13 protein-coding genes and 2 tRNA genes are annotated in these 12,004 nt (G+C 70.8%); 11 read left to right on the top strand and 4 right to left on the bottom strand.

All coding sequences use genetic code 11. From position 1 onward, the window contains the following. On the bottom strand, positions 1-1,224 hold a 1,224-nt coding region (locus tag EFE23_RS25540; protein ID WP_148058530.1), incomplete at its 3' end, for an Hsp70 family protein. A gap of 336 nt (positions 1,225-1,560) precedes the next feature. On the opposite strand from EFE23_RS25540, the gene EFE23_RS28295 reads away from it, so the two are divergent. Genes EFE23_RS28295 through EFE23_RS25555 form a run of 4 tightly spaced genes read left to right on the top strand, consistent with a single transcriptional unit; the run spans position 1,561 to position 3,349 of the window. After that, the gene (locus EFE23_RS28295; RefSeq protein WP_158675923.1) at positions 1,561-1,707 is read left to right on the top strand and encodes a hypothetical protein; all 147 of its coding nucleotides are present in this window, start codon (positions 1,561-1,563) and stop codon (positions 1,705-1,707) included. Next, positions 1,704-2,429: a WXG100 family type VII secretion target gene (locus tag EFE23_RS25545; protein ID WP_123243458.1), complete on the top strand. Its 726-nt coding sequence runs from the start codon at positions 1,704-1,706 to the stop codon at positions 2,427-2,429. Before EFE23_RS28295 ends, EFE23_RS25545 begins: the two co-directional genes overlap by 4 nt. A 10-nt stretch (positions 2,430-2,439) precedes the next feature. After that, complete coding sequence (locus tag EFE23_RS25550; RefSeq protein ID WP_123243459.1) at positions 2,440-3,069, top strand: EndoU domain-containing protein; 630 nt, start codon at positions 2,440-2,442, stop codon at positions 3,067-3,069. A gap of 22 nt (positions 3,070-3,091) precedes the next feature. Then, complete coding sequence (locus EFE23_RS25555; RefSeq protein WP_123243460.1) at positions 3,092-3,349, top strand: hypothetical protein; 258 nt, start codon at positions 3,092-3,094, stop codon at positions 3,347-3,349. A 713-nt stretch (positions 3,350-4,062) separates the two neighbouring features. On the opposite strand, the gene EFE23_RS25570 is transcribed toward EFE23_RS25555, so the two are convergent. Next, positions 4,063-4,133 (bottom strand) — tRNA-Gly (locus EFE23_RS25570). A 247-nt stretch (positions 4,134-4,380) separates the two neighbouring features. On the opposite strand from EFE23_RS25570, the gene EFE23_RS25575 reads away from it, so the two are divergent. The 5 genes from EFE23_RS25575 to clpX all read left to right on the top strand — a co-directional run bounded on the left by EFE23_RS25575 (position 4,381) and on the right by clpX (position 8,952). Continuing rightward, positions 4,381-4,454 (top strand) — tRNA-Pro (locus EFE23_RS25575). A 149-nt stretch (positions 4,455-4,603) separates the two neighbouring features. Next, positions 4,604-5,950 carry a trigger factor gene (gene tig / locus EFE23_RS25580; protein WP_158675924.1) on the top strand — a complete coding sequence of 449 codons (1,347 nt, stop codon included), beginning with the start codon at positions 4,604-4,606 and terminating at the stop codon, positions 5,948-5,950. A gap of 173 nt (positions 5,951-6,123) precedes the next feature. After that, positions 6,124-6,765 (top strand): ATP-dependent Clp protease proteolytic subunit, encoded by a 642-nt coding sequence (locus EFE23_RS25585; RefSeq protein ID WP_123243462.1) that lies wholly within the window; start codon positions 6,124-6,126, stop codon positions 6,763-6,765. Between the two features lie 14 nt (positions 6,766-6,779). Next, on the top strand, positions 6,780-7,442 hold the full coding sequence (locus EFE23_RS25590; protein ID WP_123243463.1) for an ATP-dependent Clp protease proteolytic subunit: 663 nt from the start codon (positions 6,780-6,782) through the stop codon (positions 7,440-7,442). 214 nt (positions 7,443-7,656) lie between these two features. Further along, positions 7,657-8,952, top strand: coding sequence for an ATP-dependent Clp protease ATP-binding subunit ClpX (clpX, locus tag EFE23_RS25595; protein ID WP_123243464.1), 1,296 nt, complete (start codon positions 7,657-7,659; stop codon positions 8,950-8,952). Between the two features lie 22 nt (positions 8,953-8,974). On the opposite strand, the gene EFE23_RS25600 is transcribed toward clpX, so the two are convergent. Then, positions 8,975-9,601: an XRE family transcriptional regulator gene (locus tag EFE23_RS25600; protein WP_123243465.1), complete on the bottom strand. Its 627-nt coding sequence runs from the start codon at positions 9,599-9,601 to the stop codon at positions 8,975-8,977. Positions 9,602-9,654: 53 nt separating this feature from the next. Here EFE23_RS25600 and EFE23_RS25605 point away from each other — a divergent pair, with 53 nt between their 5' ends. Together EFE23_RS25605 and EFE23_RS25610 are read left to right on the top strand one after the other, a co-directional pair. Then, positions 9,655-10,476, top strand: a complete 822-nt coding sequence (locus EFE23_RS25605) for a DMT family transporter (protein ID WP_255421178.1) — start codon at positions 9,655-9,657, stop codon at positions 10,474-10,476. 40 nt (positions 10,477-10,516) lie between these two features. Then, positions 10,517-11,314, top strand: coding sequence for a carbon-nitrogen hydrolase family protein (locus EFE23_RS25610; RefSeq protein ID WP_123243467.1), 798 nt, complete (start codon positions 10,517-10,519; stop codon positions 11,312-11,314). Between the two features lie 6 nt (positions 11,315-11,320). On the opposite strand, the gene EFE23_RS25615 is transcribed toward EFE23_RS25610, so the two are convergent. Then, positions 11,321-11,539, bottom strand: a complete 219-nt coding sequence (locus tag EFE23_RS25615) for a hypothetical protein (protein ID WP_123243468.1) — start codon at positions 11,537-11,539, stop codon at positions 11,321-11,323. Positions 11,540-12,004: the final 465 nt, after the last annotated feature.

The following is a 12,004-nucleotide window of genomic DNA, read 5'->3' on the forward strand; positions in this document are numbered from 1 at the left end:
CGGCGAGTCCGCGGCCGGCTCGGTAGGTCGGGTGTCCGGTGGCCCGGCCGGGGCCGGTACGACCGGACCGGGGCGCCCGCCGCGCCGGGGCAGCGGCAGGTCGGTCAGCGCACCCTCGGCGACCGGCAGCTCCGGCTGTTCCAGGACGGTCGGGGCGATCGCCAGGTCGGCGTGCAGCATCCGGGCCACCAGCGGAACCCGGGTCGACCCGCCGACCAGGAAGAGACCGGAGAGCTGCCCGGGCGCCAGCCCGGCGGCGGCGATCACCTGCCGGGTCTCGGCCACCGCCCGGGCCAGCAGGGGCGCGGCGAGCCGTTCCAGGTCCTCCCGGGACAGCGGCACCGCCGCCTCCACCCCCGGTACGGCCACCGGCGCGACGGTGGCCCGGGACAGCATCTCCTTCGCGCCGCGCACGTTCTCCCAGAGCTGCTGCCGGTCCCGCCACTCGGCGGTGCTCCCCGGGTTGGTCAACCGGGCCCACTGCCGCGGATGCGCCGCGGCGACCAACTCGCCGAGCCGCCGCAGCAGCGCGGCGTCCAGGTCCAGACCGCCGAGGTCGGCGACCCCGCCCGTGGCGATCAGCTGGAAGCCCGAGTCGCCCCACGGATCGGCGCCCTCGTTGCGCAGCACCGCCACGTCCAGGGTGCCGCCGCCGAAGTCGAAGACCGCGATCGAGCCGCCGACCGGCACCGGCCGGCGCAGCACCTGCGTGTAGTAGCGGGCCGCGGCCACCGGCTCGCGCAGCAGGCGGGTGCCGGGCGCGATGGGCGCGGACAGGGTGTGCTCGGCGGCCGAGGGCCAGCCGGCCAGCTCCAGCGCGTCGTGCAGCACCTGCCGGCGGGGCGCCGACCAGGCCGCCGGATGGGTGACCACCGCCGGCGGGAGGAAACCCGCCGCCGCCACCGCGGCGTCCGCGACCCCCCGCAGCGTCGCCGCCAGCAGCTCCGCCGGCCGGTACGCCCGACCACCCAGCTCGACCGTCGCCTCGTCGACCCGGCGCTTGGGGTTCGCCTCGTACCGGGTCGGGTCGGCCTGGGCCAGCCGCTGGGCGTCCCGCCCGACGTGCAGCCGTCCCTCGGTGTCGGCGTAGACCCCGGACGGGAGGATCGGGTGGCCGTCCACGAGCAGCGGACGGGTCCGCCCGTCCGGCCAGCGCAGCACCGCCACGGTGTTCGAGGTGCCGAGGTCGACGCCGAGGGCGAAGCCGTCCTGCTGGCCTGACATCCGTGCCTACCTCCACCCGACGAGGGGATGTCCGGCCCGCATCGTACGCAGCCCGCGCCGCGCGTCGATCTCCAGCGGCCCGTCGGATGCGCCGTGCGCCGCGCGTCCGGGCAGCCGACACCGAGGACGAAGAGGGGTGTTACTGATGTACGGGGGTCGAGGTCGACATCGAAGCCCTGCGCGCGCACGCCACGGCCATGTGGGCCATTCACGACCGCTTCGCCGCCGTCAAGGCCGCGGAGCGGCACCATCTTCCAGGCCGACGATGCCTACGGGCAGCTCTGCCAGTTCTTCCCACCCATCCTGGAGGGACGCCACCGGGACCAGGACAGGGGCGTGGGGATGCTCGCCGAGAACATCGCGCTGCTCGCCGCGGGAACCAAGAAAACCGCCGAGGCCTACGAGCGGGCCGAGGAGTCGACCACCGACCGGCTTCAACTCCTTCCGCTCCGCGGCCTGAGCCGGCCCGGCGTCCTCTCATGAGCAACCCACTGGTCGCCACGACCTCCGACATCCCTTCGACCAGCGCCGCGCACCGCGACGGCTGGACCGGCCTGCCGCTCGCCGACGACTACATGGGCATCAAGGACGCCATCGACTCCGGCAGCTGGATCGACGGCTCAATCGCGGGCATGGGCGCCGCTCTCGACGTGGCGTCCATCGCCATCGACCCGTTCAGCACGCTCCTGTCGATGGGCATCGAGTGGGCCATCGAGCAGGTCGAGCCGCTGAAGCAGGCACTCGACTGGCTCGCCGGTGATCCCGAGACCATCGAGACGCACGCCATGACCTGGGACAACATGGCCAATGAGCTGTTCTCCATCGCCGAGGACCTCAAGGCGCGGCTGGTCGGCGACCTCGACGGATGGCAGGGCGTCGCCGCCGACGCCTACCGCGACATCCTCGCCGTCAACATCGACGTCGCCGGGATCTTCGCGGGCACGGCCGCCGGCATGGGTGCAGCGACCCGTGGCGCGGGAACCCTGGTGCAGATAGTGCGGGAGGTCGTGCGCGCCTTCATCGCCGACTGCATCGCCAAGGTCGTGGTGTGGCTGGCCGAGGAGGTCTTCTCTCTCGGCATCGCCACACCGCTGGTCGCCTCCCAGCTCGCGGTCGCCGTCGTCCGCTGGACCGGCCGCATCTTCGGCTGGCTGATGGGCCTGATCACCAGCCTCTCCGCCCTCCGCGCACTCCTCGACGTCTAGGCGGCCCTCGATGCGACAACTCATGGCGGCCCTGCGGACCACCGCCGTTCTGGTGGTCCTGTTCGCTGTGGCGGGCCTCCACAACAAGCACCCCTCAGGCCCCACCCCACCGCACGGCGGTGACGGCGATGGCCCCAAGCGTCCCAAGTTCAACCCCGGCATGATGCCCAAGCGCGTGGGACCAGCCCAGCAGCACGGCATCAAGCGCGCCGAGGAGGGCCGCCCGAAGGGCGCCGACACATCCGAGCCCGAGGCGCCCAAGAAGACCAACCCCTGGGACGACCCCGACTTCACCGACGCCAAGTACGACATGCACCGCTTCGGTCAGATGGGCGACGGGGCGATGGACAAGATCTGGGACGGCGACGGCATGGGCAGTGGCAACCACAAGCCCACGTCCACCGAGCCCGGCAAGACGCTCTTCCCGCCCGGCACCATCAAGGCGCAGGTCGAGGCCTGGTTCAAGAGCATCGCCGCCCACCCCGACAGCCGCCCTCAGGCGCGTCCCCACGGCGACGGCTGGGTCGTCAGCGGCACCCGCGACGGCATCACCTGCGTCGTTACCCTGGACAAGGACGGCAGCATCTCCGGCGGCTTCCCCGTCAGCGGCGAGGGCGTCACCACCAACCCGCCGGCCTAGCCACCGAACCCACGGGAAACCCATGGAAGTCATCGATTTCTACCGGCTCAGCCGCCGGATCACCGACCAGCTGGCACCCAAGATCAGCCCGAATTACCGGCCGATCGTCCTGACCGCCGCAGGCGCCGGGGCCTGGGACCTGGCGATCCCGACGCTCGTCGGCGCCCTGTCGGAGGAGGACGTTGTGATCACCACGGCGGAGAAGGACGCGCTGCGGGAGCTCATGGAGTTCCGCCGGGAACCTCTGACGCACCTGGAGCAGATCCGGACCTCGGACTGACGGGCGAAGCGTAGGTCGGGCCCCTCGAACCCTGCACCGTGCCGACCAGCGGGCGTCCCAGACCTGGCCCGATCTCGGCGGGCATGTCGATGGCGACATTCACCGAACGGTAGATCTCGGGATCCGACTGCGGAAGGTGTCAAGATTTTTGAGGCGGGTTGATCCCGAGACATTCGCATGATCAACTTAGGCTAAGCGGCATTGGAGCAAGAGGTGGAAGAGTAGCCATTCACCTCGGCGAATCATCCCATCCTGTCTGCCGTCGACCCGCTCTCCTGGGGAGCGGGCCGACGCCCGGCCCGCGTCTCGGAGCCCGAGGGCCCCCGCCGGAGGCGCAGTAACCGCAACCCTGCGACCGCCGCCAGGCCGCCGACACGGCCAGCCGTGCGCTCCCCTACGCCGCGCGGACTCCTGGCCGCGCGGCCCGGCCGGCTGCCGGCCAACCCCTCACTGGTCCGCCTCGGTCGCCGCCGCCGGCCTGCCCGGCTTTCACTTCCACGGCCTGCGACACGCCGGGAACACCCTCGCCGCTGGCACTGGTGCCAGCCTGGCCGACCTGATGGCGCGCATGGGACACGGTTCGACCCGGGCCGCGATGATCTACCAGCCAAGGAACGCTATCGGGCACGTAGCAGGCACGCCCGCAAGGCCAAGCGATAGGTATGGATGTGGCCCAGGTCGGAAACGATGTCTGACCTGGGCCACTATCACTGAGCGGGCGACGGGAATCGAACCCGCACCGTCAGTTTGGAAGACTGAAGCTCTGCCATTGAGCTACGCCCGCGACCGCCCCGCTGTACCCGGGGCGCGCGAGACAGCCTACCGAATCCCGAAACCGGACGCGCGGCCCCGTACCCGCGTTGCGCCCCCATGATCCACGCAACTTCCGGGAAAGAGGCCCCTCCCCGCGCCCGGAGGCCACACTTTCCCCGAAAGTGTGGCCTCCACCGGGGCGCGGGTGGCCTCCACCCGGCCACGGGCGGGCCGGTGACCCTGCGCCGGGCGCGGACGGCATACACTTCTCGTCGCCACGGGGTGTGGCGCAGCTTGGTAGCGCACTCGCTTTGGGAGCGAGGGGCCGTGGGTTCAAATCCCGCCACCCCGACTGTCGTTCGCGACCGGCTCGTCCCGGGGCCGCCGATTTTTCCGCGCGGTACCCCGGGCGCTGCCGATGCGGCGGGTCGGCTCGCCTACACTCGATGCCGCGCAATCACGCCCAGACTTCAACACCAAGATCCGTCAAGGAGTACGCCTGTGAAGAGCACCGTCGAGACTCTGAGCCCGACGCGCGTGCGGCTCGCCATCGAGGTGCCGTTCGTCGAGCTCGAGCCGAGCCTCAAGAAGGCGTACCGGGAGATCGGCCAGCAGGTCCAGGTTCCCGGCTTCCGCCGGGGCAAGGTGCCCGCCGCGGTCATCGACCAGCGGGTGGGCCGGGGCACCGTCCTCAACGAGGCGGTGCAGGAGGCCATCCCGCAGAACATCCTCGCCGCGGTCCGCGAGCACGACCTGAAGACCCTCGGTCGCCCGGAGGTCGAGATCACCGAGTTCAACGACGGTGACTCGCTCAACTTCACCGCCGAGGTGGACGTCCGCCCGGAGATCACCCTGCCGGACCCGGCCACCATCGAGGTGACCGTCGACGAGATCCAGGTCGCCGACAGCGAGATCGACGAGCAGGTCAACAGCCTGCGCGAGCGGTTCGCCACGCTGAAGACCGTCGAGCGGGCCGCCCAGGAGGGCGACTACGTCCAGATCGACCTGAACGCCACCGTCGACGGCGAGGACGTGCCGGGCGGGCAGGCGAGCAACATCTCGCACGAGGTCGGCAGCAAGCAGCTCCTGCCGGGTCTGGACGAGGCCCTGGTCGGCCTGGCCGCCGGCGACAGCACCACCTTCTCCACCCAGCTGGTCGGCGGCGACTTCGCCGGCCGCGACGCCGAGGTGGCGGTGACCGTCCGCACGGTCAAGGAGAAGCAGCTGCCCGAGCTCGACGACGACTTCGCCCAGCTGGCGAGCGAGTTCGACACGATCGCGGAGCTCCGCGACGACCTGCGTGAGCGGGTCACCCGCGGCAAGCAGGTCGAGCAGATCTACGCCGCCCGCGACAAGGCCCTCGAGCAGATGGTCGCGACCGCCGAGGTGCCGGCGCCGGAGGGCGTCGTCAAGGAGGAGGTCGAGAGCCGCAAGGCCGCGATGGTCGACCAGCTCGAGCGGATCGGCGCCTCCCTGGAGGAGTACCTCGCCGCCGAGGAGAAGACCGAGGAGCAGATCGACGCCGAGCTGACCCAGGCGGCGACCGACGGTGTCAAGATCCAGCTCCTGCTGGACACTCTCGCCGACGCTGAGGACGTGCAGGTCTCCGACGACGAGTTCGGCCACGAGATCGTGCACCGCGCCCAGCGCGCCGGCATGGCCCCGCAGCAGTACTACGACCAGCTGGTCCGTTCGGGTGCCGCCGCGGCCGTCTTCGGCGACGTCCGGCGGGGCAAGGCGCTCGCCTCGGTGATGGAGAAGATCAAGATCAAGGATTCGGCGGGCAACGAGGTCACCCTCGACGCGCTGCGGGCCCAGAACGAGGCCGAGCACGACCACCAGCACTGATCATCGGGTGTCGGCCGCCGTCCCGCGCTGCGCGCTGGGCGGCGGCCGAAACCCTTTTCCGGGTACGCCCCGAGGGTGACTGCGCTGAGAGCGAACAGTGCCCCGACCGGGAGTACGCCCCCCGGCTGAGCGGTTAGTGTCGGGTAGGACGGTACGGAGAGCGAAGGGCTGCCATGACCGACATGCACATCCCACCGAAGCCGCTCCGGGCGATCGACGCCCGTGGTGGCGACACCATTGGCAACCTCGACGACTCGGTCTACAACCGGTTGCTCAAGGAGCGGATCATCTTCCTGGGCAGCGAGGTGACCGACCAGGTCGCCAACCGCATCTGCGCGCAGCTCCTGCTGCTCGCGGCGGAGGACCCGGACCGCGACATCAACCTCTGGATCAACTCGCCGGGTGGCTCGGTCTACTCCGGCATGGCGATCTACGACACCATGCAGTTCATCGACAACGACGTCTCGACCGTGGCGATGGGCATGGCGGCCTCCATGGGCCAGCTGCTGCTCTGCGCGGGCACCAAGGGCAAGCGGTACGCCCTGCCGCACGCGCGGATCATGATGCACCAGCCCTCGGGCGGCATGGGCGGCACGGCCGCCGACATCGCGATCCAGGCCGAGCAGATGCTCTACACGAAGCGGATGTTCCAGGAGCGGGTCGCCCACCACACCGGCCGGAGCGCGGCGGAGATCGAGGCGGACTCGGACCGCGACCGTTGGTTCACCGCCCAGGAGGCCATGGACTACGGCTTCATCGACAAGGTGATCACCGGAGCCGCCCAGGTTCCGGAAGGCGCCGGGACCCTGAGCTGAGCGAGGAGCTGACGATGACCGACCTGAGCCTGCCGCCACAGTTCGCGGCCGTGCACAACCGCTATGTTCTGCCGTCGTTCGTCGAGCGCACGTCGTACGGGATGAAGGAGTCCAACCCGTACAACAAGCTCTTCGAGGACCGGATCATCTTCCTCGGCGTGCAGGTGGACGACGCCTCGGCCAACGACGTGATGGCCCAGCTGCTGACGCTCGAGGGCACCGACCCGGACCGCGACATCATCATGTACATCAACTCGCCGGGCGGGTCGTTCACCGCCATGACGGCGATCTACGACACCATGCAGTACGTCCGTCCGGACATCCAGACCGTCTGCCTGGGCCAGGCGGCCAGCGCGGCGGCCGTGCTCCTCGCCGCGGGCACCCCGGGCAAGCGGATGGCGCTGCCCAACTCCCGGATCATCATCCACCAGCCGGCCACCGAGGGCGGCTACGGCCAGGGCTCGGACATCGAGATCCAGGCCCGGGAGATCCTGCGGATGCGGACCCAGCTGGAGACGATGCTCTCCCAGCACTGCAACCGCCCGATCGAGCAGGTCCGCAAGGACATCGACCGTGACAAGATCATGACGGCCGAGGAGTCCAAGGAGTACGGGCTGGTCGACACCATTCTGACCAGCCGCAAGAAGGGTCTGCTCGCGGCGCACGCCGCGAGCTGAGCAGTGTCAGGTCGGAGGTCGGCCGGGGCGTCGTTCCCGGCCGACCTCTGACACACCCGCTTTGGGGGTCGGAGAAACTCCCGCCAGCGGGTAACGTCGGGTCTGTACCGCTTGGCTGGGTCGGACCGGCAGGGTGGGACGACAGGACGGACGGGCGCCCGGCGCCCGCAGGTCAGGGCCGGCGCTCCGGCCGACGAGTGCAGGGAGAACGTAGGTGGCACGGATCGGTGACGGCGGCGACCTACTGAAGTGCTCCTTCTGCGGCAAGTCGCAGAAGCAGGTCAAGAAGCTCATCGCGGGCCCTGGCGTCTACATCTGCGACGAGTGCATCGATCTCTGCAACGAGATCATCGAGGAGGAGCTGGCCGAATCCGGCGAGGTGAAGTGGGAAGAGCTTCCCAAGCCGATGGAGATCTGCCAGTTCCTCGACAACTACGTCGTCGGTCAGGAGCAGGCCAAGAAGGCGCTCGCCGTAGCGGTCTACAACCACTACAAGCGGATCCAGGCCGAGGCGGCCGGCGCCCCGGGCTCCGGCTCCGACGGCGTCGAGCTGGCCAAGTCCAACATCCTGCTGCTGGGCCCCACCGGCTGCGGCAAGACCCACCTGGCGCAGACCCTGGCCCGGATGCTCAACGTGCCGTTCGCGATCGCGGACGCCACCGCCCTCACCGAGGCGGGCTACGTCGGCGAGGACGTGGAGAACATCCTCCTCAAGCTGATCCAGGCGGCCGACTACGATATCAAGCGCGCCGAGACCGGGATCATCTACATCGACGAGGTCGACAAGATCGCCCGTAAGTCGGAGAACCCGTCGATCACGCGGGACGTCTCCGGCGAGGGCGTGCAGCAGGCGCTGCTGAAGATGCTCGAGGGCACGGTGGCGAACGTACCGCCGCAGGGCGGGCGCAAGCACCCGCACCAGGAGTTCATCCAGATCGACACCACCAACGTGCTGTTCATCTGCGGTGGCGCCTTCGCCGGGCTCGACCAGATCATCGAGGCCCGCACCGGTTCCGGCGGCACCGGTTTCGGCGCCCGGCTCCGGTCGGTCTCCGAGCGGTCGACCGACGACATCTTCAGCCAGGTCATGCCGGAGGACATGCTCAAGTTCGGCCTGATCCCCGAGTTCATCGGCCGGCTCCCCGTGATCACCAACGTGCGCAGCCTGGACCGGACCGCCCTGGTGCGGATCCTCACCGAGCCGCGCAACGCCCTGGTCCGGCAGTACCAGCGCCTCTTCGAGCTGGACGGCGTCGAGCTGGAGTTCGAGCAGCCCGCGCTGGAGGCCATCGCCGATCAGGCCATGCTCCGCGGCACCGGCGCCCGTGGCCTGCGCGCCATCATGGAGGAGGTCCTGCTCTCCGTGATGTACGAGGTGCCGAGCAACCCCGACGCGGCCCGGGTGCTGATCACCCGCGAGGTCGTCCTGGAGAACGTGAACCCGACCATCGTGCCCCGCGAGTTCACCGGTCGCCGGGCTCGCCGGGACCGCGAGGAGAAGTCGGCCTGAGTCGCCCCGACCGCGCCCGCGCTCAGCTCGGGCGCGGTCCGCGTGAGCGGGTCCGCCGGTCCCACTCGCCCGACGGGGTGACCACCACCATCATCAGGCGCAGTGGCTCCGTACCCGCCGGGCGGTAGCCGTGCTCCCGGTCGGCGAGGAACTCGATCGTCTCCCCGGCCCGTACGTCGTGGTCGACGCCGTCGACGGTCACCGTGGCCGCGCCGTCGAGCACGTGCAGGATCTCCCGCGTGCCGCGCGGATGGTCGGGGGAGCGGTGCGCCTCGCCGGGCTCCAGCCGCCACTCCCAGAGCTCGACCAGGTCGGGTACCGCGGTCCCGTTGAGCAGGCGGGCCATGCCGCCCCGCTCGCCCCGCCAGAGCACCGGCGCGTCGGCGCTCGCGGAGATTCGTACGCTGCGCTCCTCGGCCGGCTCCAGCAGCCGGGCGATGCTGACCCCGAAGGCGTCGGCGACCCGGCACAGGGTGCCGATGCTCGGGTTGGTCCGCGCCCCCTCGATCTGCACCAGCATCCCTTTGCTGACCCCGGACCGGCCGGCCAGCTCCTCGAAGGACCAGCCGCGCGCGGCGCGCAGCTCGCGTACCTGCCCCGCGACGGCGGAGGTCACCGCGCTCACCCGCCCGGTTCCTGCGTCGGTCATCACACTGTCCTTCGCGGTCAACATTATGGTACGACTTCCTGGTGTTCCCCATTGTGCTAGCAGCGGTGTCCGCAATCGCCTTCGGCACGGCCGACTTCTCCGGCGGCAAGGCCTCCCGGCGTGCCGACCCGATCGCCGTCACCGTGGTCTCGCAGCTCCTCAGCGTGCCGTTGCTGCTGGCACTCGTACTGCTGGTGCCCGGCACGCCCCGCCCGCTCGACCTGGCCTGGGGACTGCTCGCCGGGGTGGCCGGCGCCGGCGGCGTGATGTTGCTCTACCGCGCCCTCTCGACCGGGATGATGGCCGTCGTCGCTCCGGTCACCGCGATCACCGCGGCCGTGGTGCCGATCGTGGCCGGACTGTTCACCGCCCACTCCCCGGGGGCCGTGGCCCTGTGCGGCGCGGGCCTCGCCGTGCTGGCCATCGCCCTGGTCAGCCTCGGCGAGGGCGGGGTCTCCGGCCGGGTGTCGCGCCGGGTGCTCGGCACCGCCCTCGGCGCGGGCCTGCTCTTCGGGGTCTTCTTCGCCCTGCTCGGTCAGGCGGACGAGGGCGCCGGCATGTGGCCCGTGCTCGCCGTACGGGTCAGCTCGATCGCCTTCGGCCTCGCCCTCGCCGCGCGTACCGCAGTGGGCCTGCGGCTGGAGCGGCGGGTGCTGGGCTGGGCCGCGGCGGCCGGCCTGCTGGACTCCGCGGCGAACGCGCTCTACCTGGCCGCCGCCGCCCGGGGACACCTGAGCATCGTCGCCGCCATCGCCTCGCTCTACCCGGCGAGCACCGTGCTGCTCGCGCTCGGCGTCGACCGGGAACGACTGCGGCCGGTCCAGCTTGCCGGCCTCGGCTTCGCCGCCGGCGCGCTGGTGCTGGCGAGCATCTGAGCCCTGTCGTCGGTCCGTCCCCGCCCGTACGCTGAGCCCCATGCGCGTCGCCGTCTGCCAGCTCAACGCCCGCGACGACCGGGAGGCGAACCTCGCCGCCGCCGAGGCCCTGCTGGTCAGGGCCGCGGCGGCCGGCGCCGACCTGGCCGTGCTTCCCGAGTACGTCGACTACCTCGGCCCGGGAGAGCGGATGCCGCCGGCCGAGCCGGTGGACGGTGTGGTGGGGACCTTCTTCGCCGAGGCCGCCCGCCGGCTCGGCATCTGGGTGATCGCCGGGTCGTTCCACGAGGCCGGTCCGGATCCCGCGCACACCTGGAACACCTCGCTGGTCTTCGACCGCTCCGGCGCGCTCGCCGCCGGCTACCGCAAGATCCATCTGTACGACGTGGAGATCCCCGGTCGGGTGTCGTACCAGGAGTCGGCCACGGTCACCGCGGGCGACCAGCCGGTCGTGGTCGACATCGAGGGCCTGCGGGTCGGCCTCTCGATCTGCTACGACCTCCGCTTCCCCGAGCTGTACCGGCGGCTGGCCGCGGACGGCGGCGCCGAGCTGCTGGTGGTGCCGGCCGCGTTCATGATGCACACCGGCCGGGACCACTGGGAGGTCCTGCTCCGGGCCCGGGCGATCGAGAACCAGTGCTACGTCGCGGCCGCCGGGCAGACCGGCGACCATGAGCCGGCGCGGACCTGCTTCGGGCGCAGCATGGTGGTGGACCCGTGGGGGACGGTGCTCAGCCAGGTCCCGGACGGGCCGGGGCTGGCGGTCACCGAGCTGGACCTCGACCGGCTGCGGACGATCCGCGCCGAGCTGCCCAGCCTGGCGAACCGCCGCCTCTGAGCCTGGTCAGCTCTCCAGCAGTACGCCCACCACGGTGAAGCCGACGATCGCCACGGCGGTGACCACCAGGGCCGTGGTCATTCGGGACGGGCCGCGCTCGGCCAGCCGCCGGAGCGACACCAGGACGACGACGAGCACGAAGGCGCCGATGACCAGCTGCCAGAACGGCAGCAGCAGTCCGAGCAGGGCTTCTTCGGCGAGCGTGGTCGGCGTCGCGTCATCCATGTCGAACACTCTGGCACGCCCCCGCTTCCGGGGGACCCCTTCGACCGGTGCTTTTCCGAGGTCGCCGGACCCGTGTCCACCGGCTGGTTCGGCCCAATGACGATCATTGATTTGCCTTCTCGATGCCGTCCGCGTAACTTTCTCTCTGCACGCGGGACGCCGGACAAACCGGCCGAGAGTGGGCGCCAGGCTGGTGGCGGAGACGCCGAGCCAGACTGAGGATCCGGGCGGTGCGAGGCACTCCGAGAAACACGGAGTTGCGATCGCGAAGCCGACCGGGTAGAGTTCGAAAGCCGGCAGGGAGCCGGGCGGGTGGCTGCGAGAGCAGCGCCGGCCGGTCCGCCGAAATCCACGACAGCAACGACCGCCGGGTACGGCGTGCGTTAGCGTGGATGGGACTGACCAAGTTGATCACCTCGGACACGAGGTTGACAGCGAAGGTCGGGCCGAGTAAGTTGGAGAGGT

It is taken from the genome of Micromonospora solifontis (assembly GCF_003725545.1).
Lineage (GTDB): Bacteria > Actinomycetota > Actinomycetes > Mycobacteriales > Micromonosporaceae > Micromonospora > Micromonospora solifontis.

Coding starts and splice junctions, on each gene's coding strand:
- EFE23_RS25555 (WP_123243460.1), top strand. CDS start 3,092: ATGGAAGTCATCGATTTCTACCGGCTCAGCCGCCGGATCACCGACCAG.
- EFE23_RS25545 (WP_123243458.1), top strand. CDS start 1,704: ATGAGCAACCCACTGGTCGCCACGACCTCCGACATCCCTTCGACCAGC.
- EFE23_RS25585 (WP_123243462.1), top strand. CDS start 6,124: ATGACCGACATGCACATCCCACCGAAGCCGCTCCGGGCGATCGACGCC.
- EFE23_RS25610 (WP_123243467.1), top strand. CDS start 10,517: ATGCGCGTCGCCGTCTGCCAGCTCAACGCCCGCGACGACCGGGAGGCG.
- EFE23_RS25615 (WP_123243468.1), bottom strand. CDS start 11,539: ATGGATGACGCGACGCCGACCACGCTCGCCGAAGAAGCCCTGCTCGGA.
- EFE23_RS25600 (WP_123243465.1), bottom strand. CDS start 9,601: ATGACCGACGCAGGAACCGGGCGGGTGAGCGCGGTGACCTCCGCCGTC.
- EFE23_RS25550 (WP_123243459.1), top strand. CDS start 2,440: ATGCGACAACTCATGGCGGCCCTGCGGACCACCGCCGTTCTGGTGGTC.
- EFE23_RS25590 (WP_123243463.1), top strand. CDS start 6,780: ATGACCGACCTGAGCCTGCCGCCACAGTTCGCGGCCGTGCACAACCGC.